Source organism: Balneolaceae bacterium (genome assembly GCA_034521445.1).
In the GTDB taxonomy this organism is placed as follows: domain Bacteria; phylum Bacteroidota; class Rhodothermia; order Balneolales; family Balneolaceae; genus JAXHMM01.
In genome coordinates this window covers 12247-36378 of sequence record JAXHMM010000012.1, presented here as the reverse complement: position 1 = coordinate 36378, position 24132 = coordinate 12247, and the positions used below count along the sequence as shown (strand labels likewise).

The window sequence follows — 24132 nt, the reverse complement described above, 5'->3', positions numbered from 1 at the left end:
GGGAAGGCCTCTCCTCGCCGACCCGAATCCGGCCCGTGATGCCGTCGCCGAAGAGGATGCGCATGGATTCGGTCTGGGCGCGCCCTCCGCCTCCACGCCCCCTCCCCGCCCTGTGCCACGGCCGCGCCGGCCACGCCTGCCAGCAGGAGCAGGAGCGCCAGGACATAAGGTTTAACATGCATTAACGGAAGACTCATCTTTTGCCGTTTATATTCGTAGGAGGCCGAACGGTCCCGCGCTGGAAATCCGCGCCGTCCCCGGCAGCCCAAAACTCCAGGCGGCGCGCCTGCCGCGTTCCGGTCGGGAGGCTGCAGTACGGCGGAACGATTTGCCGGCTGGCAACGGAACGTTATTCGCACCTTGCTATTCAACCCAGCACCTTCAACCAGCATTTCAACCCGGCTGGAGACCATGGACAAGGCCATACTGGAAGTTACGAATCTTACCCAGCAATTCAGAAGCGGCGACCGCGAGCTCACCGTGCTCGACCACGTCGATTTCTCCGTGGAGGAGGGCACCACCTGCGCCATCGTGGGTCCCTCGGGCAGCGGCAAAACCACCCTGCTCGGGCTCTGCGCCGGACTGGACCGCCCCTCCGCGGGCGAGGTGGTGCTCAACGGGGTGCGGCTGGGCGCGCTGGACGAGGACCAGCGCGCCAGGGTCCGTAACGAACACGTGGGCTTCATCTTCCAGACCTTTCAGCTGGTGCCCACGCTTCACCGCCCTTGAAAACGTCATGGTGCCGCTGGAATTGCGGGGCGAGGCTACCGGAAGGGTGCGCGACCACGCCCTCGACCTGCTGGAGCAGGTGGGCCTGGGAGAACGCACCAGTCACTATCCCACCCAGCTTTCGGGCGGGGAGCAGCAACGCGTGGCCATCGCCCGTGCCTTCATCAACCGGCCGCGCATCCTCTTCGCCGACGAGCCCACGGGCAACCTGGATGCCGAGACCGGCGGCACCATCGAAGACCTCATGTTTGAGCTGAACCGGGCCTCCGGCACCACCCTGGTGCTGGTCACCCACGACCTGGAACTGGCCCGCAAGTGCCAGCGGGCGATCCGCCTTCAGCAGCGGCGCCATCCGGGACAGCGATGAGCAGACGGCGGCAAGCTGCCGTCGGAACCGACGCCAAGAGCCGCTAGCCCTATGTTCAGCACCTGGACATGGAAAATGGCGTGGCGGGACGCCGCTCCAACAAAAAGCGGCTGTCTGGTCTACATCTCGGCCATCGTCATCGGCGTGGCCGCCCAGGTGGCCATCACCTCCTTCCGAGACAGCCTCAACGCTGACACCATTGACCGCCAGGCCAAAGAGCTGCTGGGGGCTGACCTGCAGATCGACTCCGAGGACCCCTTCACGCCCGAACAGCAGGCCTTCTTCGACTCCCTCGGCGGGGAGCAGTCGACGGTGGTGGACTTCCCCTCCATGGCCCTCTTTCCCCGGCAAGGGCACGCGGCTGTCGGACATCCACGCCGTGGAGGGCGGCTTTCCCTTCTACGGGGAGCTGGAGACCCAGCCCGCCTCCGCCGCCCGCACCTACCAGGCGGGCAGGCGCGCGCTGGTGGACCACACCCTGATGACCCAGTTCGGGCTGCAGCCGGGCGATTCGGTGAAAATCGGACAGGTCACCTTCGAGATCGGCAGGCTCCCTGCTCAAGATCCCCGGCAGGATCTTGCCATCTCCATGGTCGGCCCGCGCATATTCATACCCAAGGCCTGGCTGGACTCCACCAACCTGGTCCAGCGCGGCAGCCGCATCGACGACAATACCGTACTTCCGGTTCGACGAGGAGCGCGACTTCGAACAGATCGAGGAGGCCACGACCGCTTCACCGAAGCCCAGGAGCCCGAATACGACCTGGGCTACGACACGGTGGAGGAGCGCCAGCAGGAATTGGGCGAGGCGGTGGACAACCTGGGTACGTTTCTCAACCTGGTGGGCTTCATCGCCCTGCTGCTGGGCGGCATAGGGGTTGCCAGCTCCATCCACGTCTACATCACCCGCAAAATCAACACCGCCTCGGTGCTGCGCTGCTTCGGCGCCTCCGGCCGGCAGGTCACCGGCATCTTCCTCATCCAGGCCCTGGTGCTCGGTTTCCTGGGCGCACTGGCAGGCGCGCTCATCGGCATCGGCCCTGCAGTATATGCTGCCCGGCCTCTTCAGCACCTTCCTGCCGGTAGAGTGTCATTCTGCGCTATTTCCTGGCTGGCCATTGGACTGGGCCTGCTGACGGGCACGGGCGTGGCCCTGGTCTTCGCCCTGCTGCCCCCTGCTCGCCCTCCGCAAGGCCTCCCCCCTGTACGCCCTGCTGGCACTCTCGAAGGGATCTTCATCACCTCGCCTGCTCCGGCGCACCCGCTGACGGGTCCGTATGCACGCCGTCGTCGCACTCACCGTCTACCGGCCGACGCAACGCCGCCGACCCAAAGCTGTGAGGGTCGGAGGGCATCTCCCAGCGCTGGGCATCCTGGTTGGCGCTTTGGACTGCCTCTGCGGCGTGGCGCCGGCTGCTCGTATGCGGCCGGTGAAGCGCCGCTTCCCCTCCTGCTGGCCCTATGTCTGGCGCAACAGGGACTGGCCAACCTCTACCGTCCCAACGACCAGACCTCGGCTGGCGCTCATGCTCTCGCTGGGACTCGGCATGCTGCATGGTCAGCACCCTCTACTTCAGCCAGGACATGCTCATGGGCGAGCTGGAATTCGCCTCCCGCGAGGACGCCCCGACCTGGTGCTTTTTGATATTCAGTCCGACCAGAACGACCGCGTCAGCGAGATCATCGCGGCGGCGGGGGCCGAATCATTCAGAATGTGCCCATGGTCACACATGCGCATCTCCCACCTGCGGGGGCAGCGCCGGCCGATCGGTGCAGGCGACACCGACCGACCGGGGTGAGCGGCTGGGCCCTCAACCGCGAGTACCGCGCCACCTACCGCGATTCGCTCGACCGAAACCGAGACCCTGGTGAAGGCACCTCTACGGGCTCGGGTAGGCCGACCGTCGAGGTGCCGCCGGTCGAGCGCCTCCCGCGAGATCACGCAGGACCTGAACCTGGAGCTGGGCGACAGCCTCACGTTCGACGTGCAGGGCGTGCCGGTGCAGGCCTACTGTGGGCAGCATCGGGAGGTGACTTCCAGCGGGTGAGTCCCAATTTCTTCATGGCTCTTTCCCGCCGGCGTGCTGGAGCGGGCGCCCCAGATCTGGGTGACCATCAGCGGACGGCCGACCGGCAGGCGGCCGCCTCCATCCAGCAGGCAGGTGGTCGCAGGCCTTTCCCAACGTCTCGGCCATCGACATCAGCCGGGTGCTGGAGACCATCAACCGACTTCATCGACCAGATCTCCTTTGCCATCCAGTTTATGGCGCTTTTCAGTATTCTGACCGGACTCATCGTGCTGGCCAGCTCCGTGGCCACCAGTCGCTACCAGCGCATCCGTAGAGCACCCTGCCTGCGCACCACTGGGCGCCAGCAAGGCGCAGATTGTCAAAATCCTGTCGGTGGAGTACCTCTTCCTGGGCTGCTGTCCGCGCTTACGGGACTGCATTCTCTCGCTGGGTGCCACCTGGCTGCTGGCGGGATGGTACTTCGAGCTGGACTTCGTGCCCGACCCTATGGGTGATTGTCGTGGGCACCGCCGCCGTCACCGCCCTCACCATCGCCATCGGCATGCTCAACAGCCGCAGCGTCTACCGCAAGTACGCCCCGTAGGTGCTGCGCCAGGAACACGGGTAGGGTCGCCCTGACACGCTTTGTCCTTTCGCAGGTAACGAATAAATTAGCGTTCAGGCCGAAATCCAAAACCCGCATCACATGGCAATGCAACCGCTGATCGAAGAATTTCTGGAAGAGCAGTTCAACGAGAACCGCGTCCGGTACCTCTTCTGAGCAAGGATAAGAAGCTGCTCGAGGAGGGCCGTTACCGCGCCTTCGCCGAACGCCAGCTCGGAGCAGCAGCCGCAGTATTTTCTGGGTCGGTCTCCTTCAACGGTCTTCATGCTGCTGGCCTGACGGCACCTGGTTCCTGCTTGGAGTATGGCGCCGAACCCACCGCCTTCCGCCTGTCGCTGACCCTTGCCGCCCTGGGCTGCGCCTGGCCGGCATGCTGTTTTTCACCGCCCGGGAGTTCTACACCATCAAGGGCTCCATGACCCTGCTGGTCAAGATGCTGGACGAGTACGAGGAGCCCGTTGCTGAAGGGGTTAATTCGTCAGAAGTCAAAAAACAGGTGTAAGAGGAGGTCTTATAGAACTGGGCTAGTAAGTAGCTTTGAGTTATTCAAGATTCGGAATGAAAGTATTGCCAGAGTAGCGAAGAGTCCGTTTCTAACCAACGCTGTATGTATTCACGGTCGTTGCTTCAATTACCGATCCAAAACACCCGCATAAAGCTTCGAGATCAAGATACATTCCATATCCGAGCTGAACTATCGTCGTCATGATTAGTAATGTACCTCCAGACAAGTAATACGGCCACTTTGATTTATGAGACAGAAGCGACGATGCCAAAAATGCCTCAAGTACAATTAGTACTATCAAACAACTTTCCGCCCAACCCTCACAACTTCCAGTGAGCGCCATCGTGAAAAATTCCAGGCTGGTATCCGGTTCCATCAGCTTCCCCGCCGCAGCTATGCCAAAGAGAGCAACAATTGCGAGGGTGCCTATAATGGTTACAAGTTGCTTCCCAGTATCGACCATAGTGTTTACATAGAATATTGATAAGCCTCGACAGTTTCCGTTTCAAACTCCGTATAATAAATTCGGTTTTCGGTTACTATGATATTACGCGCCATCGTAGGCATTCGAATGGATTCCTGGTACATTCCCGAGCTGATATTCGTATATATCAATAATAAGAGTATTCCTCGGTACAATCCTCATTCCTTTTAATGGCGCTGACAAAATAGTTTGTTTTTATGTGTATCGAGATCATATACTCTTACTGGCGGTAAAACGTGGGCTAGTTACCTTCGTATTCTCAGATTTCTTCTTTGTGGTTCAACGGATACCGTATGCGATCCGGGCCTGATAATCCTGCGAATCTCATTTCCACTCAAATTAAAATAGAATAGGTAACTCGTCCTGGTGGGGGAATAAATAAAATGCTCACCATCACCCACGGAAACTACTTCTCCAGTTAAAGAAATAGCATTTTGCAACTGGGCTCGACGTTATGCGCCCGAATTCTGACTGTACTTCGAGATTTGAGGAAGAACTTTTGAAAAAATTAGCCGATAGTGAAGAACTGGACTGATTAAGCTGATCTCTCGACCGCAACCATGCGATAAGGGTCATATTTCACCGTTCGGGTAAAATGAAGCTCGCCACTGGAAAGTGAAAAACCCATTATTTCCCGTTTCCGGGAATCCATTGCTAAGAGCGTATCAGAGTGGAATTCTTCTATATCAATAATGAGTGTAAACTCACCTGGACCTGGGCCGGTTCCCCTCTCCGGACCATCCTGATATACCTTCCACCCAGATTCTGAAACCGCTCAGTAACTCATGTCTCCCAAAGTCCCCGACGAAAATCGATCCATCGATCATTTCAAAATTTTTGTGCCCGCAGGACAGAATCTTTGAGTGTCAGAATGCAGATTAACTTTATTTCCAGATTATGTCATTATTCCACATTCTACTATCCGGCGATCGCACTGATTTCGTTCTTATCCGAAATAATCTCCATCTCCTTTCCCGGTCCACTCGAGATATATTGATAAGCAACGACCGGAGACAATAATTACAAATATTGTGATTATTGCTATTTTTAATTTCTCTCATAGCCCCATAATGAGTCCATTTTACATATAAAAAGGCCCATATACATGGGCCTTCTCCTGGACCCATTACTTCTGCAGTCTTAATCCTCAATGGGCCCTTGCCACTCACCATTACAGGTTAATGCAACCGTTACATCCCTGCTGTTTAGGCATGAAACCGCTCGACAGGACCCTCGGGTCCCATTCTCCACATAATTCCGTGCAGAGATTATCACAGTATAGCAAGTCATCGCCATCTCGCCCCAATAACGAATTCTGGACTGGAAACAGTTATCCCGACTGGCCAGTATGAGTACCGCTCCGATGATGAGTTTAAAAGTATTTCATAATACACATTGATTTATTTTTTATTGCAACGTAAATCCAACATTTGTTTTTTTTTTCTGATAAAGTCAAATACATGATTCAAAAAATTTTATTTTCACAGACGTAGGTTTTATTACGTACTAGTTAGGTGTAATGTCAAATCGCATCACACCTGGAAATCACTTCCCATTCAGGTTTAGCCCCATTTAAGAGACTTGTATAATGCGACGCGTTTGTCAATATTAAGGTGACTATTAAGCTGCTACTCCAACCCCCTCCCCATGACCCCCGGGAAAACATTTCAAACGCATGCTGCCCAGCCTGAAGAAGCGCAAGGTGCGCAGCGGCAAGAAGCCGGGCACCGCCCCGGGTACCGTGCAGCACATCGGCGAGCAGCGCGTGGACGAGGTGCAGATCACCATCCACGACTACAGTGAGGGGCACGTGGACGAAATCGCCATCCGCGACATCGAGGAGGCGCGCCCTGATACCTGGAGGATCCCTCCAAGACGTGGATCAAGGTCTACGGCCTGCACGACATCGAAAAGCTCAAGACCATCTGGTCCTATTTCGATTTGCACCCGCTGATCCAGGAAGACATCGTCAGCACGCAGCAGCGGCCCAAGATGGAGCAGTACGAGAACTGCATCTATTTCGTGCTGCGCGCCCTGCACCTGTCCGACGGCCAGGAGGAGACGCTCGACACCGAGCAGATCAGCATCGTACTCGGCGATAACTTCGTGCTCTCCTTCCAGGAGAGCGACAAGCCGTGGTTCGGTCCCATCCTCGACCGGCTGCGCATCGAGAACAGCCGCATCCGCCAGCGCGGACCCGACTACCTCGCCTACGCCATGATGGACACGGTGGTGGACCACTATTTCAGCCTGCTGGAGGCGCTGGGCGACGAAACCGAGAGCCTGGAGGATATTCTGATCGAGGATCCCAGTCCCGAATCCTTCCACCATCTGCACCAGCTTCGCCGCACTTTTACCTACTTTCGCAAGACCGTCTGGCCGCTGCGCGACGTGCTCAACAGCACCATACGCGACGATTCCCCGCATATCCGCGAGGAGACGGGCATCTTCCTGAGGGACGTCTACGACCACGTAGTGCACATCATCGACAACGTGGAAAACTACCGCGACATCCTGATGGGCCTGCACGACATGTACATGTCGCACGTCTCCAACAAAATGAACGAGGTGATGAAGGTGCTGACCATCATCGCCACCATCTTCATCCCCCTCACCTTCATCGCGGGCATCTACGGCATGAACTTCGATCCCGGCGCCAGCCCGTGGAACATGCCCGAGCTGGGATGGTACTGGGGCTACCCGGCCGCCATGGCCCTGATGGCGGCGGTGACGGTGGGCATGCTGATCTATTTCCGCCGGAAGGACTGGCTCTGACTCATTTTCCCGCCGTTTGTTCTTACGGGTAAAGGACGACCGCCGCGCGGGAGAAGCGGCGGAGCGGCAACCGTAATCAAATCAACGGACCTTCAACGGCCGGAGACGCCTATGAAAAACTACAAGATTCTCGTTCCCCTCGACTTTTCCGACCTGGGCGCCAACGCCCTGCACTCGGCCGCGCGCATGGCCGAACTCTACAACGGGTCGGTCACCCCCTTCCACTCCTACCTGCCCGTCAGCGAACTGGATGCCCCCTATGATTTCGGAGTGGGTCCCACCACCGCCGACAACTTCGACGACATGGAAGTCGGTGCTGCTCGAAAGGCTGCAGGACCTGGCGGGAAAGGAGATCGACGCCTCCCTGCTGGCCCCTCCCGTAGTTAGCGTGGGCAATCCCGCGCAAGCCATCGTGGAGGAAGCCGACGGCTACGACGCCGTAGTCATGTCCACCCACGGTCGCACCGGCTTCTCCCGCTTTTTCCTGGGTTCGGTCTCCGAAAAGGTGCTGCGCACCTGCCACAAGCCGGTGCTCATCGTAAACCGAGACCGCCAGCTGGAGCGGGTGGAGCGGGTGATGGTGACCACCGACTTCTCCGACAACGCCCGGGCGGCCTTTGGACACGCCAGCGACATCGCCCGCCGGGCGGACGCCGAGCTGGAGCTGGTGCACATTCTTACCTACGACGCCCAGCATGAGGAGGCGCCCGACGAGAAGACCGTCTCCCTGCGCGAGCAGCGCCTGGAGGTGCTGGCCAAGGAGGAAATGCACGAGGTGGGCGACGGGACTCACCACCCGGGTGGTGGTCTCCTCCAGCTCGCCTCACGAGGCCATTCTCGACTACGAACGGAGCAACCCCCACGACCTGGTGGTCATGTCCACCGTAGGGCGCACCGGCGTCGAGCACTGATGATGGGCAGCACCACCGCCAGCGTGGTGCGCCACATCGACTGTCCCGGTCCTGAGCATCAAACCCAAGGCCCCCGCATCTTCCGAGACACCTTGAAGCGAGTCAGACGCTTTTTAACGCGCATGGCAGGCGCTTCCACCCCGCCCTGCTCCCCTCCTGCTGCTCGCCCTGGCCCTGGGCTTTGCCTCCTGCGACGGCGGCGTGACCCGCGGTGTCCGACTCCGGGCGACGGATGACGGGCGACGACCCGCCCGGCAACGGCGCGAACCTGGAAGCCTCGCCCCCGGTGGAGGCCGACGGCATCCTGGAGGCGGTGACCTGGAACCTGGAGTGGGCTACGGCGATCCAATGCGCCTACGGGGGAGTGACAGCGGCGACGGACCGGCCGACGAGGAGCTGCAGACGCGCAACATCAAACAGGTGATGGATTCCCTGAAAGCCGCTCTCTACGCCTTCCAGGAAGTCTACAGCCAGGAGGCCATGGATGACCTGGCCGACCTGCCCGCGGGGGGCTGCGAAGGCTTCGTCGCCGCGCCGCATCGCCTGGATCCAGAAAACGGGCTTGCTCTGCGACGCCCGCGCCGTGGAGATCGTCGGCTCCGGCGCAGATAGGCTCCGGCGAAGGGACAGGACTACGACGACTGGGCCGAGGACGCTATCCCCTCTGGTTCCGATTCGACTACCGCTGGCAGGGCGAGCAGCGTTCCCGTCCTACGCCGTGGTCATCCACGCCAAGGCGGGCGACGGGCGCCGAGCGACTACGAGCGGCCGGAAGCCGGAGCCGCCGCAGGCGCTCTACGGCTACCTCAAAGCAGGGCGAGCGGCCCGACGGCGTGGATACCTGCTGCTAGGGCGACTACAACGACGAGTGGACCTCTCCATCCACCGGAGGAGCCTACGCCCTACCTTGATTTCGTGAACGACCCCGCCTTGACGTGCTGACCGACACCCTTTCCGGGCAGGGCATCCCCTCGACCACGGGATACCCGGACATGGTGGACCATGTCACCGTGAGCGACGAAGTTCTCCGTGGTACGTAGACGGGAGCGCCGAGGCTGTACCGGGATCCGGAGACCTGGATCAACACGGTGTACTGGCAGACCACCTCGACCCCTTCCGCTATGGGTGCGCCTGGACCTTTCGGGGCTTTGCCGGTGTACGCCTTTCCCGGGTAGATCAGCATGGGGCGGCGCATCGAAGAGGAGGTACCGGTTGCCAGGGTACCTCCTCTGGTCTACGGAGTATTCGCTTGGGAGATCGTTGGTCGGCGACGGGCCTACAGGTCCAGCCGGATGGCCATCAGCTGCCAGCGGGTCACCTCCTCGGTGGCGATTTCATGGGCCGTGCCGTTAGAGCCTGTGGCAGTAGTAAAGGCTGTTGCGGTCCTCCCAGGTGGCGTACTGCACGCCCAGGTCAAAGGTCATTCCGTCGGAGATCTGCGCGCTGAATCCCCCGCTGTAAATCTGCCGGGTGTCGTCCGCCGCCGCGAGTCCCTTGTAGGGGCTGGGATAGCGGGCGTAGCCTATGCGGGGCACGAAACGCCGGTCCATTTCCAATTCCAGGCCCGCCCGCACGTTCCAGACGTCGGCGAGGCTGCTGCTCACGTTGTCGTTGATGGCCTCCTGCGAGGGACGCAGCTCCAGCTCGTCGAATTCGATGCGGCCCTCCGGATAGGGCACGTATTCCGCAGATGCCGAGATGTTCAGGGGTCCCAGGTTTTTGGCCCCCGCCCCCAGGCTTGATGCGGTTGGGACGGAATGGATCTTATAGCTGAAACGTCCGGGTGCGTGGCCGTCCTCGAAGACCACCCCGTTGTCGAAGGTGGTGCGGATGGAGGTGTTGAACTCCTCCTCGAAGCTCAGGGTGCTGGGAAACTGGTAGCCCACGCCTACCTGGAGGCCGGGCGCAATACGGTAAATGACGCCCAGGCGCGCGCTGAAAGCGGTGAAGCTGGCGTCGATGGTGTCCTCGCTCAGGATACGGTCGATGTCGGTCTCCGCCTCCCCGTCACCGTCGGTGTCGATGAAGGTGTAGTTGTACTGGTTGCGCCGGTCGCTCTCCAGAAACTCCCGCCGGTAGTGGTAGCCGCCCTCGAAGAGCCCAATGGAGGCACCCACCAGCAGGTCTTTCCGCGGCATTCGGTGGCCACGAACGCGCTGTACTCGCCCATCCGGCCGGTCTCGTTCATCTCGAAATCCTGGTCCACGCCCATGTAGGGTACGCCGATGCGGAAGATGGAGGCGGTGTTGGCGAACGAGCTGTCGGTGGTGGCGGAATCGATGGCGTAGGTGTCGAAAGCCGCGAAAAAGAGACTGTCGTCCGGCGTGATGTTGTAGAAATCGGTAAAGCCAGCTTGACCGGTCGTCGAATCCGCCGCCGGCCAGGGCGCGATTGAAGTCCGAGCTCCGGCTGTAGCCCCCTCCCACCACCAGCGCACCCTGCGAAACCGGGAAATCGAAGACCAAGCCGAAATCCCCTGATGTTGGTCTCGTTGCGCGCGTCGTGGGGATGGCTGTTGCCCAGGTACCGGCCATCCTCGTTCACATAGCGGCTGCTCAGGCTGAACGAAAGATAGCTCTCATCAAAGAGGGCCATGGAGGCGGGGTTTTGCTGGTAAGCCCCGTAGCCGCTGGCCCAGGCCGTACCCGGCATGACCAGGGAGATGGCGTCCTGGGAGGGGTACTGCAGCTGGTAGCGCAGCACATCGTCGGCCGTCTGAGAATGAGCGGCGGGAACGAGGGCAAGCCAGGCGCCTAGGGATGAGCTGAACTGGTTCGCCACTTCGTATGCATACTCTCGGCAGGTCAGGGGTTGCAAATGGGGTTCGGGAGGCGGAGCCGCAGGCTGCTCCGCCGGACGTGGTCCGGCCGGCTGCGGCGGGCGGGACCGCCGCTCAGTTTCCGCCGCCGCGGCTTCTGCTCGATCCACCGTCATCATCGCCTCCCCCGGAGCCGCGGGAGCGGCTGCCCGAGGATCCGGAACGCGAGCGGGTGTCGGAGCCGGTGGAACCGCGGTTCACCGTGCCGCGATCGCGGTCACGCTCACGGTCGCGGTCGACGCCGCCGCGGTCGCCAGCCGGGCGACCAGGACATGGTTCCCGTAGGAGCCGCGGCTGGATTCGAAGAACCTGCCCAGCTGCTGCAGGAAATCCGCCCCGGTCACGGACGGTGGGACGCATTTCGATGGGCTCCACACGCTGCTCCTTCAGGCGGTCCTGCTGGTTTTGCGGCATTCCAGCCGAAGTCGAAGCCGCTGGTGTAGATGGGACGCACCCGCTGCATGCGTGTCGTCGCCGGAGAGCAGGTCCGTGCTGCGGGAGCTCTCGGGCAGGGTGGCCGGGAATGAGGTGGCGCCCAGGCAGACCGTGCGGGTATGCCGAACGACGTCCTCGCGTAGGTCCCGCTGTCCGTCGTCGGCCGCGCCCTGGTCGTTGCCGCCGCGCTTGCGGGTGTCGCCGCGGCACGAGCGGGTACGTGCCGCTCCGGGACGTTCCGCCGCTGCGGGTACGGCCTACGTTGCCGGTCGAGCGCGTTGCGCCCGAGCTTCCGCCTCGTATGCGGGTCGTCGCCGAGGAGGAGGAGCCGCTGTTCAGCGCGCCGCGGGTGCGCACGCTCGGACCCGTCGCCCGCAGCGCCGCCGTTGGCGCCCAGCCGCGAAGGTGCCGGCGGCGCGCAGCCCGTACCGGGCGTTGTTGCGGTCTTCGCGGCCGCCGTCATACCACGCCGGTAGTCGTCGTCCAGGAAGTAGTAGTTGTTGTCGTCGACGTTGTTCCAGCCGTAGCCGGTAGCCCCAGGGGTGGAAGGCGTACGCGTCGTACCAGGCGGGTAGTAGGGCTTCGGCGCACCTGCCCGTAGCCGAAGCTCACGGAGAACCAGGACCCGGATGGGGCATGTGGGCGTAGCGGAAGTAGCTGCCCCACTGCCACCGTGCGAAAATAGGGCCTGAATCCATTATGGAAACGGTAGAGCGGAAGGCCGACCAGTTGACGAAGTGCTCGCAGCTCCAGCCAGCGGGAGCCGAAGTGGCGTGCGAGGTGGGCGTCCCTGGAGGTAGTAGGGATAGCTGGGAGCGCTCGCCTCCGGTGTAGTAGTAGCCCACCCTGCTCGAGCGGCCGCAGTCGCCCTGGCGGACCTCGGTGCCGGCCGTCTCACGGACGTCCGTATTCGGCGGTCGGCTTCACGGTTGTCGCTCATCGGAGGCTTTGCCTGCTTGCCGGAGTTGCGCCTGGCTCCGCCGCCTGCTGGCATCCCAAGCTGCGTACAGCAGCCGGACAGCAGGACGGCGACGCCGAACAAGGAGTGCCGATCTGATGCGTCTTCGTAGGAGCCTCCCCAAGGTCGATTTACCGGAACACTACGTGAATCTGTTGGTATATGTTGGCCCGTCGCAGGCCCGGGCATCAATCACATGATGACGTTAGTGAGCCGAATCGGCCTGCAGGGGCTATATCTCCCCTTTCAGCGACTTGGCGATCACCTCCGCCTGCGAGTTCACGTGCAAGTTCTTTGTAGATGTTGCGGATATGGCGCCCGCACCGTGTCGATGGAGATGTCGTAGCGGTCGGCGATCATCCTGTAAGCTCAGCCCGTCCCACCAGCCCGTTGACGATGTCGTGCTCGCGCGGGGTGAGCTTGGAGAGTCGGCGTCCTTCTTCGGAGACTTTCGTCCTGGAAGCGGCGGATCACCTTGCGTGGCAATCTGTGGGCGACATCGGGAGCCCCGCCCTCCAGCAGCTTCAGGATGGACTCCTCGGATTTCCCGCGGGCAGGGAGGTGTGCTTGAGCAGATAACCCGAGGCGCCGGCGCAGAGGGAGTCGAGAGGTCTTGTGGGAGTCGTGGTAGACCGTCAGCACTGATGATCGCTATCTCGGGACGCTCCATCCTTGATGATGCCGATGCCCTTGATGCCCGACATGCCGGGCAGCTGGATGTCCATGAGGATGACGTCGGCGTCGGGGTGCTCCTCCAGGTAGTCGAGCATGTCCTCCACCGAATCGACGGCCACCGGGCAGTCAAGCTCCTCCTGCATGTCCAGGTAGCGTCTGGATCAGAATCCCTGATCTTTTCTTGTCGTCTTCGACGATGCCGACGGTCGAGGCCGTAATGCGGAGCTCCTTCGAGGTTCGCGTCTCCGATAGCCCGGCCGGCGGGCAGCTGCCGTCCTGACCCACTCGTCGCATGCACGCGCACGGCAAATCCTTCGGTGTTGGTAAATTCAATATCAGCGCCTATACGTTTCGCTCGCATTTCCATGTTACGCATTCCCTGGCCGCTTTTCCGCTTGTTCCTGGAACTGCTGCCGTTATCCCTAACCGCCAGGTCGAAGGAGCCGCTGCCCTTGTTCGCGAGGCGCACCGTCACACGATCGGCGTCGGAGTGCTTGGCCACGTTGTTGACCGCCTCCTTGAATATGAGGTAGAGGTTCTCCTTGACGGGCACGTCGAGGGTTTCGTCCATATCCAGGTCCCCGAATCTCATAGCGCACCTCCCGGTCGGGGAGCACGTTGTTGATGTAATCCTGCATGCGGTCGGTGAGGTCGCCCAGGGTGTCGTTGCGGGCGTCTATGGACCAGACGATGTCGTCCAGGCTGGAGACGATCTTGCGGCTCTGCTCGCCGCATCTGACTGCAGCCGACTCCCTGAGGCCCTCCCGCACATCCAGGGTCCTGCAGAAATCCGACCGGCAGGGGCGATTTCCGTCAGTGCTGCTTCCACGTCGTCGTGCAGGTCGCTGGCCATGCGCACGCGCATGCGCTCGATTCTCCACCATGCTACGTGTGCGGTCGTAATGGCGAGATGAAGTAGAAGGCGCCGGCCAGGGTGAGCGCGGCCAGCACGACAAACCACCACTGCATCCAGAAGGGCGCCAGAACGGGTGAAGGAGACCGTCGCCGATCTCCGTGCTCCAGATGCCGTCGTTGTTCCGGGCGCGCACCTCGAAGACCTGAGTCGCCCGGCAGGCAGGTGGCGAGCTGCACCTGCCGCTGCGGCGGCGCGGGCCAGCTCGTCGTCGGCGTTGCGGTATGCGGTACTCGTAGACCACCCGCTCGGGAGCCGGTGAAGTCGAGGCCGATAAAGCGGAGAAGGCCGACGTTGCGGTTGTTGCTGCCGATCTCCAGGTCGTCCGGACGCCCGGCACCGGCTCCCCGGATACCGACCACCGCCTCCACGTGCACCTTGGGCGGCGTGCGGTCCAGCCGCACCCCTGCGGGATCCAAGGCGGGGTGAGTCCCCCCACCGAACCGAACCAGAGCGTAGCCCTCGCTCGTCGCTGTCGCCGGCGCCGGCGTTCATCTCGTTCGCCACCAGGCCCCGGTCCTGGGTAATCAGCTTGAAGGCCTTGCGCTTTCTCGAGCCAGGGCAGACTGCCCACCGCCCGGACGCGTTCCGCGTCCGAAACGCACCACCCCGCCGTTGGTGCCAATCCCGGGTAGCGCCTACGGTCCTGCAGGATAAAATAGCAGACCTCGTCGGGCAGCCCGTCCCCGGCGGTCACGGCCATGACCTCCCCGTTGGAAATACGGGCGATGCCCTGGTGGTGAAGAACCACATATCGCCGTCCGGGCCCTCAGGCGTCCATCACTCCGTTGTCGGGAAGGCCGTCGGCCAGGGTGTAGTCGTAGGCGCCGTCCTCCAGCATGCTGACCCCTCCGTAGGTGGCAAACCAGAGCCTTCCCTGTTCGTCCTCCGTGATGTCCATCACCGTGTTGTTGGCCAGACCGTCATCGGCGGTGTGAGACACAAATTCACGTTCGTCGAAGTGGAGCAGGCCGTCCCCGTAGGTGCCCAGCCAGAACCCCTCGCCCGGGAAGGAGTTGTGAATGGCACGCACCTTGCGCGAAGGCAACTCGCTTCAGTCGTAGTTGTAGAAGACGATGCCGTTGTAGATGCTGAGTCCCCAGCGGGTCCCCAATCAGCAGGTCGTTCTGGTCAGACAGTTCGGCCGTGTAGACCTTGTTGTCCACCAACCCGTGATACTCGTTGTAGGTTACGAAACGCTGGTCCTCGTAATGTGCGATGCCTCCCCCGTAGGTGGTGACCCAGTGCTCGCCCAGGTTGTCCTGGGTAATGGAGGTAATGACGTTGTTGGGGAGGCCGTCCTCCACCGTGGAGCTGCGGATGTGGTCACCCAGGAAGACCGTGATGCCGCCGCCGTGAGTGCCGACCCATATGTTGTTCTCGCGGTCGAAAAGGGTGGCGTGAATGATGTTGTTGGTGAGCCCCTGTTCCACCGAATAGTTCGTGAAGCTGCCGCCGGAGAAGTGACTCGCTCCCTCCTCGGTGCCCAGCCAGAGTCCCCCCTCCCCGTCGGGGGAAAGGACTGCACGCGGTCGTTAACCAGGCTGTCCTCATCCTGGGTATAGTTGGTAAAAGACGTGCCGTCGAAGCGTGAGAGTCCACCGCGCGTGGCAATCCAGAGCGTACCCTCACGGTCCAGCAGCAGGTCGCCGAGCAGGTTCTCCGGCAGGCCGTCCTCCACCGTGAAAGTGGTGAAGGATCCATCCTCCAGCCGGGAGTGTCCCCCCGCGGGTGGCAATCCAGTAGATACCCTCATCCTGTACGATGTCGCGCACGTTGTTGTTCCGCCAGGCCGTTGTCCACCAGGTACTGGGACAGCGTGCCCGATCCGTCCAGGTGCCACAGCCCGTGTCCTTCCGTACCGAACCAGTAGTCGCCCGAATCGTCCTGAAATGCTTCGAACGACGGTGCCCCGCATGGGATTCAGGGCGGTCCTGGTTTGTATGGAGTCGTCTTCCATGACGTTCACGCCGTTCTCGGTGCCAATCCAGAGTCGGCCGCTGCGGTCTTCGTAGATGGCCTGGATGTCGTTGCTCAGCAGGCCGTCCTCCTCGTCGTAGTTCGAAAGTCGCGCCCGTCAAAACGGTTGAGCCCGTAGCTGGTGGCGACCCAGATGTAGCCCTCGCTGTCCTGCATCATGCGGTTGACCACCGACTCACTCAGTCCCCGCTCGATGGAATAGGAACGGAAGGGAAGCTGCTGGCCTGCGGCGGGCACGGCAGAAGCGAGCGAGCCATATCAACAACGTCTTGGTCGGTGGTGTAACGAAAAAAATGGGCAAAATGTATATCCCCTAACGGCCTGGAACGGCGCGCCGGACTGACCCTGCAACATGCAAACAATATCGCACCGGAACAACAAAGGCTTCCGATCCGCCGTAGGCGGAGGGAAGCCTCCATAATAGTCCTCACATGCTAAAGGGTAACCCTATGACTAGCCCAGGTAGGCTCTCAGCGCGGCGCTCCTGTTGTGATGACGCTTGAGCGCCTTCTCCTGATCTGGCGCACGCGCTCGCGAGTCAGGTCAAATCGCTCGCCTATCTCTTCCAGGGTAAGAGAATGCTCGCGCCCGATGCCGAAGTAGGTCGTATCACCTCGGCTTCCTGTTGGTCAGCTTGAAGGGCCCGTTCGATCTCCACCTTCAGGGATTTGCCCATCAGGTCGTTGTCGGGATCGGGAGTTCTTCGTTCTCCAGCACGTCCAGCAGGCGTTGTCCTCGCCCTGGGCAAAGGGAGTCCACCGAGAGTGGCGTCCGAACTCAGGTGTCGGCCACCTCGAGACGGTCATGTCAAGGCTTTCGGCCAGCTCGGCGGCCGAGGGAACCCGCTCGTACTCCTGCTCCAGCTTGGAAAGCTCCTTGCCGATCTTGTTCAGCGCGCCAACCCGGTTGAGAGGGAGGCGGACGATGCGGCTCTGTTCGGCCAGGGCCTGCAGGATGGACTGGCGGATCCACCAGACCGCGTCGGAAATAAACTTGAACCCGCGGGTCTCGTCAAAGCGTTTGGCCGCCTTGATCAGCCCGAGGTTGCCCTCGTTGATCAGGTCGCCGAGCGAAAGCCCCTGGTTCTGGTACTGCTTGGCTACAGACACCACAAAGCGCAGGTTGGCCTTGGTCAGGTCTTCCAGGGCCTTCTGGCTCCCCTTCTGAATTTCCTTGGCCAGGCGCACCTCGTCTTCCGGGGTGATTAATTTCTCCTTGCCAATCTCTTGAAGGTAGCGGTCGAGAGACTCCGACTCTCGGGTCGATCTTCCTGAACTTCTAGCCACGTTTACATGCTGGGTTTATGTTGGAATTGGTTCCTGGGATACGGGGAGGCCGTGCCTGCCGGACCGGCTCGCCGGGATGACCCGGGCTGCCTCCATGCAGCCTTATGCTAACGCCTCGTCCCTTCCGATGTTATATGCATACATCTGTTCAATCTCTCTAATATAAGTCTTTAAAGTCGAAAAGTCAGAAAGTCTAATAAGTCCAACAAGTCTAAAAGTCTAACAAGTCGAGAAGCTCAAAAGTCATAAAGTCCGAAGGTCCATCGACTTCCAGACTTTTCGACTTTATGACTTATGGGACTTTAAAAACCCTGTCCGGGGAAGGAATGTTCCAGCCCGAAGAAACGGGCCACGCTGCATGCCACGTCGCTGAACGTTTCCCTCGTCCCCAGGTCGAAAGGTGGACCCGGGAAGGCCAGGAGAGGGACGAACTCGCGGCTGTGGTCCGTGCTGTCGGTGCGTGGGATCGTTGCCGTGATCGCCCGTAGAGATAAACAGGTCTCCTTCCCGGAGCTTGCTGAACATGGCCGGCACGGCGCGGTCCAGCTCCTGCAGGCACGACGCGGAACCCTCCGGATCCAGGCGATGCCCGTACTTCTGGTCGGTGTCGATGAGATTCACAAAAACGAAGCTGTCTTCGGCGGCTGACATGAGACTCAGCATCTGGGATAGGCCCTCGGCATTCCCGCGCGTCTTACGGTACTGCGTAAAATAGTCCTCCCCGAACAGGTCGGATATCTTCCCGATGGAATAGCGCCTGATCCCGGCCTCCTTCAGCAGGGAGAGCAGGTTGGGTTCGGGCGGGGCCAGGGAGTAGTCCCGCCGGTCATGCGACAGGCGCTCGAAGTGTCCGGGCTCGCCCTCAAAGGGACGCGCGATGACCCGGCCCACCCTGTGTTCGCCGGTCAGCACCTCGCCGCGGGCCAGCCGGCACCAGCGGTAGAGATCCTCCACGGGCACCGCCCCGGTGTGCGCGGCCACCTGGAAAACGCTGTCGGCCGAGGTATCAGACGATGGGCTTGCCGCTTTGCAGGTGCCGCTCCCCGTAATCGTCTATCACTTGGGTGCCCGAATAGGGACGGTTGCAGAGCACCCCCGGCAGGCCGGCTGCCTCGCAGAAGGCCTCGATCACCTCGTCGGGAAAACCCTCCGGATAGGTGGGAAAGGGATGCGGAAGCTGCACGCCGGCCAGTTCCCAGTGTCCGGTGGTGGAATCCTTGCCGGGCGAGGCCTCACGCATGCGTCCCCAGGCGCAAAGGGGTTTCTCGGCGGGAGGTACGGAGGGCAGCTCCAGGATATTCCCAGTGCCCAGCCTCTCCCAGGTTGGGCAGGCGGCATCCTGTGCGCTCGCAGACGTGCCGGAGGGTGTTGGCGCCTTCGTCGCCGTAGTCGGCGGCGTCCTCCTGCGCCCCGACCCCAGACCGTCAATAACCAGCAGGTAGCAGTTGCCCACGTCAGTCTTCCTCCTCTTCCTCCTTGGACTTCACGGCCCTGGACAGGGCGGTCTTGGCGTGCGAGAGTACTTCGTAGGAGTCCTCCTGCCCGCCCTTCAGGGAGGTAAAACCCACCTGAACGCCGCTGCGGAACGAACGCCCGTTACTCAGCTCCAGTCCCCCGTCCAGCTCTTTTTTGACGGAAGACACCCACTGTTTGAAGGCATCCTCGTCGGCGCTTTGCAGAAATATGGCGTAGACGTAATCGGCGTGGGAGCCGATGTAACCGGACCAGCCGTAATGGGAGGGATTGCAGGCGGAAATCAGATCGCGCTGCAGAGCCTGCAGCTCCTCCAGGCGCAGCCTGGTGCGCAGTTCCGAGAGGTCGGAGAGGGTGAGAAGTCCAAACCAGGAATGGTAGGAGCTGTCCTGCCGGCGCAGGGCCTGCAGCTGCCCGTCCACCACGATCTCCCACAGGTCGGGCAGCACCCCGCCGTATTCGTTGGCCACGATGCTTTCGCCGGGTTCGGGGGTGCCGCGTCGCGTGCCCAGCTTGAGGGCCGCCAGCCGCACCAGGTTTACGATCTTGTGTTTGGTCGATTCCTTGAACACCAGCGGGTTGCGGTCGTAGACCAGCAGCAGCCCCTGCCGGCGGTCGTCCATCAGCAGGGGGACGGCCAGGGTGGCGCCTTCGGTCTTTCGCTCGCGCGGGGAGAGGCGCTTGGGATTGTTGTTGAAATGGATGGCAAATTCCGGGCTCCCGCTCTCCAGGGCGTCGTAGCCCAGCGTGCGCTGCTCCAGGGGCATGCCGAGGGGTGGGGCGTGACGGGCTTCCGTGGATTTCATCAGGTGGCACCACGATCCCATGGCCTTGCCCACGAAGCAGACTCCGCCGTCGTGCAGCATTTCCTGGATTTCGTCCATGACGGCATGGATGAGTTTGGCGGCGTGGCCCTTGGTCTCGATGACCTTTACGCGCTCCTCGTACTCCAGCCACTCCTCCTGCCGCTCGTAGAGGTCGCTGATCTCAAGATAGGTGTTCAGAACATTCCGGAGGCCGTTGATGTAGGCGTGCACCACCTCCCCCTCTCCTCGGAAAGGGGCGCGTCGGATTCCAGCACGGTCAGCGCTACCGGTCTCCCCGTTATTGAGGAAGGGCAGCAGCGTAGAGGTGCTCCACCGGCACTTCTCCGTAGTAATGGGCAAGCTGGCCGGCTTCCACCTCCTCCCCCACGCGCAGGCCGGCGGGCTCCTCGATATCCCGCCACGGGTTCCAGGAAGATCGTCCCCGAAGGCGAGACGGTCCTGGAACATAACATTCTCCAGGTCCGTGGATTGGGTTTCCAGCACGAACTGCCCGCGCTGCCGGTTCACCCAATAGAGGGAGACGGTGCGCATGCCGGTGGCGCGGCGCAGCATGAAGACCAGGTCGTCAAGCACCTCCTTGAATTCACGGAGGGACTTCTCCTGGCGCTGCTTCCCCATGATATCTGCGTTGGAGCGTTCCTTATGGCGTGCCTGCGTGTACGTTTCCATGTCTGAATCGTATCTGTGCGTGTGCTGTGTCGCGGTCCCAATTATGGTTATCGTGCCTGCGCCGGTTTACTAAACCTTTGCGGCCAGTTCCTCGGCCTCTTCGACCAGGCTTTCGACGGCCTTCACCCGCGCTTCCAGAAATCGGGACTGGTGATGTCCAGTCCCGTCTTGCCCACGATGTTTTCGGGCCAGTCCGATCCACCCGCCCTCAACATTTCCAGGTAGGTGTCGGCGAAGCCCTCCCCGCTGCGCGTGTACTCCTCGTAAAGAGCCAGCACCAGCAGCTCCCCGAAAGCGTAGGCGTAGACATAGCCCGGGGTGTGCAGAAAGTGGGGAATGTAGCACCACCAGAGATCGTAGCTTTCCGTCAGGGTTACCGAATCGCCGTAGAGGTCGGCCTGCGTGTTCCGCCACAGCTCGGAGAACTCCGCGGTGGTCAATTCCCCGCCCTCCCGGCGGCGTGTGTGCATGGCGTGCTCGAAACGGTTCATGGCCACCTGGCGGTAGACGGTGGCAATGGTATCGTCGATCTTACCCAGCAGAAGCGCCAGGCGATCGCGGGGCTCTTCAAGCGTGCGCATCAGCCGCTGGAAAACCAGCATCTCGCCGAAGACCGAAGCCGTCTCGGCGGTGGTCAGCGGCGTGCCGGCCTGGAGCACGCCCTGCCGCCGCGCAAGGTACTGGTGCACCCCGTGGCCCAGTTCGTGGGCCAGGGTCTGCACGTCGCGCAGCTTGCCATCGTAATTCATAAATACGTAGGGGTGGGCCGAAGGCACGGTGCTTGCCGAATAGGCCCCGCCCCGCTTGCCTGGGCGGATGGCCGCGTGTATCCACGACTCCTCGAAAAAGTCCCCTGCAATACGTTCCATCTCGGGATGGAAGCCGTTGTAGGCATCGAGCACCATGCCGCGGGCCTCCTCCCAGGACACCTCGCGGCGGGTCTCCAGCAGCGGGGCGTATCGGTCATAATCATAGAGCGTGTCATAACCCAGCAAATCGCGCTTGAGCCGGTAGTGACGCTGCACGAGCGGGTAGCTGCCGGTGACGGTGTCGACAAGGGTCTTCACCGTATCGTCGTCAATTTCATTGGCCAGGTTGCGCGAGGAGATCCACGAGTCATATCCGCGCAGCCGGTCGTTGGTGTGCTTGTCGGCCAGCAGGGTGTTGAAAACGAAGGTGAGCGTACGGCTCAGCTCCCCGAAGGTCTCGGTCAGGGAAGCGTGCGCGCGGCGGCGCAACGCGCGGTCCGGCTCGTGCAGCTTGCTCAGGACTTCCTGCTCGCTCAGTTCCTCCCCGTCCAGCTCGAAACGGGCGGCGCCGAGGGTCTCGTCGAAATAGCGGTTCCAGGCGCTGCGGCAGGTTACCGACTTGGCCGAGAGGATCTTCTCCTCCTGCTCGCTGAGGGTATGTTCCTTGTAGCGGCGGGAGGATTCCAGCCAGTGGCGGTAGCCGGCCAGCTCCTCGCTTTCCATCAGCTCGCGGGCGCGCTCGTCGGGCACCTGCAGCCACTCCACGTCCAGGAATACCAGCTGCTGGTGCACTTCCGAGAGAGTTCGCGCGCCTGCTGCAGAAGTTTTCCATATTCGGCCCGCGTGGTATCGGTGGTCCAGAGCAGGTGGGCATAGGAGCCGATGCGGCCCAGGGTATCCAGGAGCTGCTCGTAACTGCGGAGCATTTCCCGGAATGATCCGGCGTCCAGCTCCACCACGCGGCCGCGATACCGTGAGGCAAACTCGCCGGCCTCCTTCAGCACCGCCTCCCGGTCGGCCGCCAGCTGCGGGTCGTCGGGTCCCCCATACAGCTCGGAAAGGTCCCATACCACCTCTTCGGCGCCTGTGGCCGGAGAATCGCCGGACTCCCTCCTGAACCGGCATCTTCTTCCTTGTTCAGCATTCGATAATCATGAATCTTATCGTGCATGATATTCATTCAAATGGTCACCCTGCAATCCTTGTTTACCCTCACCGGAGAGCCAAGTATAAGCATAAATTATCTCCTGGCGGAATCGTATTTTACCCGTACAATGGTTAACTTTGAGATTGAATCATTCCCCTGACGGCGTCTTTAAAACATAGCATATTAACCGTTCCGCCGCAGAACATCCACTCGTACCACACAGACCCAAGGCCAACCGATTTTGAAGTCCCTCGAAGCTGTTTTCGGTCCCAACTCCGCACTCGTCGAAGAACTGTACAACCAATACAAGGAAGACCCCTCTTCCGTACCCGGCCACTGGCAGCGCTACTTTGATGAAATAGAGGGAGACAGTCCGCCCGCGAGCTGGCGGATGCCGCCCGGAGCGGTGATACCGACACGGTCGAAACCGAAGTCTCGGACCGGCGACCGAAGCACCCGCTCCCGGCAAGGCTCGCACAACCTGCGCCCCCTCCCGACACCGTCCGCACGCAGCGGGACGGAAGCGAGGAGGACCTCCCCAGGGAGCCTCCCTGGAGAAGATCAAGGGTGTGGCCTCCAAGATCGCCGAGAACATGGACGAGAGCCTGGAGATGCCCACGGCCACCTCCGTGCGCGTTCTCCCCATGAAGATGCTCATCGAGGACCGCGACATCATCAACCGCCATCTCCTGCAGCGCGGCGAGCCCAAAGCCTCCTTCACCCACTTCATCGCATGGGCCATTATACAGGCCCTGGAGGAGTTCCCGAACATGAACAACTCCTTTCTGTGGAAAGACGGGGTCCCTACCGCGTGGTGCCGGACCAGGTTAACCTGGGACTGGCCATCGACGTGCAGAACAAGGACGGCTCGCGCAACCTGCTGGTGCCCAACATCAAGGGCGTGGATTCGATGGATTTCAAGGAGTTCCTCCACGCCTACGCCGAACTGGTAGAGAAAGCCCGCTCGCGCAACCTCGAGCTGCAGGATTTCCAAGGTACCACCCTGACCCTGACCAACCCTGGCATGATCGGCACCGTGCAGTCGGTGCCGCGCCTGATGAAGAACCAGGGAACCATTATCGCCACGGGAGCCATCGACTACCCCGCCGAGTACCAGTCCATGTCGCAGGAAGTGCTCAACAAGCTGGGCATCAGCAAGGTGATGACCGTCACCTCCACCTACGACCACCGCGTGATACAGGGCGCCGAGTCGGGCTCCTTCCTCAAGAAAATCCACAGCCTGCTCAACGGCGAGGAGCACTTCTACGACGAGATCTTCTCCGATCTGGAGATTCCCTACGATCCCCTCCCCTACGGCGAGGACACCTACGTGGGACAACTGGACGGTGAGGGCGCTTCCCTGGAACAGAACAAGCGCGCCATCGCCGTCATGCGCCTTATCAATATGTATCGTACACGGGGACACGTACTGGCGGACCTCGACCCGCTGAGCGACGAGCCGGATCACAGTCCCGAACTGGATCTGGAATATTACGGGCTCACGCTATGGGACATGGACCGCGAGTTCTACTGCGGGGGACTGGGTGGCTACGAGAAGCTCCCTGCGCACCATCATCAAGCTGCTTCGCGACACCTACTGCGGCAAGATCGGCGCGAGTTCATGCACCTGCTCGACCTGGAGGAGCGCAAATGGCTGCGGGAGCGCATGGAGTCCACCACCAACAAGCCGGACCTGGACGAGGACGACAAGAAGGAGATCCTGCACAAGCTGAACCAGGCCAAAGCCTTCGAGCAGTTCCTGCACAGAAATACATCGGACACAAGCGTTTCTCCCTG

The 24132-nt window shown here is 61.3% G+C and carries 29 protein-coding genes and 2 pseudogenes; 15 read left to right on the top strand and 16 right to left on the bottom strand.

Annotated elements, in window-relative coordinates:
• The first annotated feature begins 411 nt into the window (after positions 1 to 411).
• The 12 genes from U5K31_12730 to U5K31_12675 all read left to right on the top strand — a co-directional run bounded on the left by U5K31_12730 (position 412) and on the right by U5K31_12675 (position 9017).
• Complete coding sequence (locus tag U5K31_12730) at positions 412 to 729, top strand: ATP-binding cassette domain-containing protein (protein MDZ7773585.1); 318 nt, start codon at positions 412 to 414, stop codon at positions 727 to 729.
• 7 nt (positions 730 to 736) lie between these two features.
• Positions 737 to 1096, top strand: a complete 360-nt coding sequence (locus U5K31_12725) for an ATP-binding cassette domain-containing protein (protein ID MDZ7773584.1) — start codon at positions 737 to 739, stop codon at positions 1094 to 1096.
• A gap of 379 nt (positions 1097 to 1475) precedes the next feature.
• On the top strand, positions 1476 to 2741 hold the full coding sequence (locus U5K31_12720) for an FtsX-like permease family protein (GenBank protein ID MDZ7773583.1): 1266 nt from the start codon (positions 1476 to 1478) through the stop codon (positions 2739 to 2741).
• Positions 2731 to 2895: a hypothetical protein gene (locus U5K31_12715; GenBank protein ID MDZ7773582.1), complete on the top strand. Its 165-nt coding sequence runs from the start codon at positions 2731 to 2733 to the stop codon at positions 2893 to 2895. The genes U5K31_12720 and U5K31_12715 overlap by 11 nt, the downstream gene beginning before the upstream one ends.
• A gap of 69 nt (positions 2896 to 2964) precedes the next feature.
• Positions 2965 to 3144: a hypothetical protein gene (locus U5K31_12710; GenBank protein MDZ7773581.1), complete on the top strand. Its 180-nt coding sequence runs from the start codon at positions 2965 to 2967 to the stop codon at positions 3142 to 3144.
• Positions 3145 to 3158: 14 nt separating this feature from the next.
• Entirely contained in the window at positions 3159 to 3620 is a 462-nt protein-coding gene (locus U5K31_12705) for a hypothetical protein (GenBank protein MDZ7773580.1), read from the top strand.
• Positions 3621 to 4100: 480 nt separating this feature from the next.
• A complete protein-coding gene (locus tag U5K31_12700; protein ID MDZ7773579.1) occupies positions 4101 to 4232 on the top strand; it encodes a hypothetical protein in 132 nt (43 codons plus the stop codon).
• A 2162-nt stretch (positions 4233 to 6394) separates the two neighbouring features.
• Complete coding sequence (locus U5K31_12695; protein ID MDZ7773578.1) at positions 6395 to 6673, top strand: hypothetical protein; 279 nt, start codon at positions 6395 to 6397, stop codon at positions 6671 to 6673.
• A complete protein-coding gene (gene corA / locus U5K31_12690) occupies positions 6577 to 7494 on the top strand; it encodes a magnesium/cobalt transporter CorA (GenBank protein MDZ7773577.1) in 918 nt (305 codons plus the stop codon). The genes U5K31_12695 and corA overlap by 97 nt, the downstream gene beginning before the upstream one ends.
• A gap of 111 nt (positions 7495 to 7605) precedes the next feature.
• Positions 7606 to 7881: a universal stress protein gene (locus tag U5K31_12685; GenBank protein ID MDZ7773576.1), complete on the top strand. Its 276-nt coding sequence runs from the start codon at positions 7606 to 7608 to the stop codon at positions 7879 to 7881.
• Positions 7808 to 8641 (top strand): universal stress protein, encoded by an 834-nt coding sequence (locus U5K31_12680; protein MDZ7773575.1) that lies wholly within the window; start codon positions 7808 to 7810, stop codon positions 8639 to 8641. The genes U5K31_12685 and U5K31_12680 overlap by 74 nt, the downstream gene beginning before the upstream one ends.
• The gene (locus tag U5K31_12675) at positions 8607 to 9017 is read left to right on the top strand and encodes a hypothetical protein (protein ID MDZ7773574.1); all 411 of its coding nucleotides are present in this window, start codon (positions 8607 to 8609) and stop codon (positions 9015 to 9017) included. Before U5K31_12680 ends, U5K31_12675 begins: the two co-directional genes overlap by 35 nt.
• 737 nt (positions 9018 to 9754) lie before the next feature.
• On the opposite strand, the gene U5K31_12670 is transcribed toward U5K31_12675, so the two are convergent.
• The 15 genes from U5K31_12670 to U5K31_12600 all read right to left on the bottom strand — a co-directional run bounded on the left by U5K31_12670 (position 9755) and on the right by U5K31_12600 (position 22261).
• Positions 9755 to 10543, bottom strand: a complete 789-nt coding sequence (locus tag U5K31_12670; protein ID MDZ7773573.1) for a hypothetical protein — start codon at positions 10541 to 10543, stop codon at positions 9755 to 9757.
• A 755-nt stretch (positions 10544 to 11298) separates the two neighbouring features.
• Positions 11299 to 11637, bottom strand: coding sequence for a hypothetical protein (locus tag U5K31_12665; GenBank protein MDZ7773572.1), 339 nt, complete (start codon positions 11635 to 11637; stop codon positions 11299 to 11301).
• Between the two features lie 1614 nt (positions 11638 to 13251).
• Complete coding sequence (locus U5K31_12660) at positions 13252 to 13434, bottom strand: response regulator (protein MDZ7773571.1); 183 nt, start codon at positions 13432 to 13434, stop codon at positions 13252 to 13254.
• Positions 13435 to 13713: 279 nt separating this feature from the next.
• Entirely contained in the window at positions 13714 to 14175 is a 462-nt protein-coding gene (locus U5K31_12655) for a hypothetical protein (GenBank protein MDZ7773570.1), read from the bottom strand.
• A gap of 1 nt (position 14176) precedes the next feature.
• The gene (locus U5K31_12650; GenBank protein ID MDZ7773569.1) at positions 14177 to 14623 is read right to left on the bottom strand and encodes a hypothetical protein; all 447 of its coding nucleotides are present in this window, start codon (positions 14621 to 14623) and stop codon (positions 14177 to 14179) included.
• Between the two features lie 350 nt (positions 14624 to 14973).
• Positions 14974 to 15147 (bottom strand): two-component regulator propeller domain-containing protein, encoded by a 174-nt coding sequence (locus U5K31_12645; GenBank protein ID MDZ7773568.1) that lies wholly within the window; start codon positions 15145 to 15147, stop codon positions 14974 to 14976.
• Positions 15148 to 15151: 4 nt separating this feature from the next.
• Positions 15152 to 15637, bottom strand: coding sequence for a two-component regulator propeller domain-containing protein (locus tag U5K31_12640; GenBank protein ID MDZ7773567.1), 486 nt, complete (start codon positions 15635 to 15637; stop codon positions 15152 to 15154).
• Positions 15638 to 16238: 601 nt separating this feature from the next.
• Positions 16239 to 16421 carry a two-component regulator propeller domain-containing protein gene (locus U5K31_12635; GenBank protein MDZ7773566.1) on the bottom strand — a complete coding sequence of 61 codons (183 nt, stop codon included), beginning with the start codon at positions 16419 to 16421 and terminating at the stop codon, positions 16239 to 16241.
• Between the two features lie 233 nt (positions 16422 to 16654).
• On the bottom strand, positions 16655 to 16753 hold the full coding sequence (locus U5K31_12630) for a sigma factor-like helix-turn-helix DNA-binding protein (protein ID MDZ7773565.1): 99 nt from the start codon (positions 16751 to 16753) through the stop codon (positions 16655 to 16657).
• A 60-nt stretch (positions 16754 to 16813) separates the two neighbouring features.
• Positions 16814 to 17470 (bottom strand): sigma-70 family RNA polymerase sigma factor, encoded by a 657-nt coding sequence (locus tag U5K31_12625; GenBank protein MDZ7773564.1) that lies wholly within the window; start codon positions 17468 to 17470, stop codon positions 16814 to 16816.
• A 285-nt stretch (positions 17471 to 17755) separates the two neighbouring features.
• Positions 17756 to 18451 (bottom strand): hypothetical protein, encoded by a 696-nt coding sequence (locus U5K31_12620; GenBank protein ID MDZ7773563.1) that lies wholly within the window; start codon positions 18449 to 18451, stop codon positions 17756 to 17758.
• 25 nt (positions 18452 to 18476) lie between these two features.
• On the bottom strand, positions 18477 to 18923 hold the full coding sequence (locus tag U5K31_12615) for a hypothetical protein (protein MDZ7773562.1): 447 nt from the start codon (positions 18921 to 18923) through the stop codon (positions 18477 to 18479).
• 1 nt (position 18924) lies between these two features.
• Complete coding sequence (locus tag U5K31_12610; GenBank protein ID MDZ7773561.1) at positions 18925 to 20439, bottom strand: GAF domain-containing protein; 1515 nt, start codon at positions 20437 to 20439, stop codon at positions 18925 to 18927.
• Between the two features lie 122 nt (positions 20440 to 20561).
• On the bottom strand, positions 20562 to 21980 hold the full coding sequence (locus U5K31_12605) for a M3 family oligoendopeptidase (protein ID MDZ7773560.1): 1419 nt from the start codon (positions 21978 to 21980) through the stop codon (positions 20562 to 20564).
• A complete protein-coding gene (locus U5K31_12600; GenBank protein MDZ7773559.1) occupies positions 21911 to 22261 on the bottom strand; it encodes a hypothetical protein in 351 nt (116 codons plus the stop codon). Before U5K31_12600 ends, U5K31_12605 begins: the two co-directional genes overlap by 70 nt.
• A gap of 315 nt (positions 22262 to 22576) precedes the next feature.
• On the opposite strand from U5K31_12600, the pseudogene U5K31_12595 reads away from it, so the two are divergent.
• From U5K31_12595 to U5K31_12585, 3 genes and pseudogenes are all read left to right on the top strand, one after another.
• Positions 22577 to 22651 (top strand): annotated as a pseudogene (locus tag U5K31_12595) (hypothetical protein).
• Between the two features lie 253 nt (positions 22652 to 22904).
• Positions 22905 to 23288, top strand: a complete 384-nt coding sequence (locus tag U5K31_12590; protein MDZ7773558.1) for a 2-oxo acid dehydrogenase subunit E2 — start codon at positions 22905 to 22907, stop codon at positions 23286 to 23288.
• Positions 23186 to 23524, top strand: a pseudogene (locus U5K31_12585) (2-oxo acid dehydrogenase subunit E2). The gene U5K31_12590 and the pseudogene U5K31_12585 overlap by 103 nt, the downstream one beginning before the upstream one ends.
• Before the next feature lie 405 nt (positions 23525 to 23929).
• Here the strand turns inward: U5K31_12585 and U5K31_12580 are convergent.
• The gene (locus U5K31_12580; GenBank protein MDZ7773557.1) at positions 23930 to 24100 is read right to left on the bottom strand and encodes a hypothetical protein; all 171 of its coding nucleotides are present in this window, start codon (positions 24098 to 24100) and stop codon (positions 23930 to 23932) included.
• Positions 24101 to 24132: the final 32 nt, after the last annotated feature.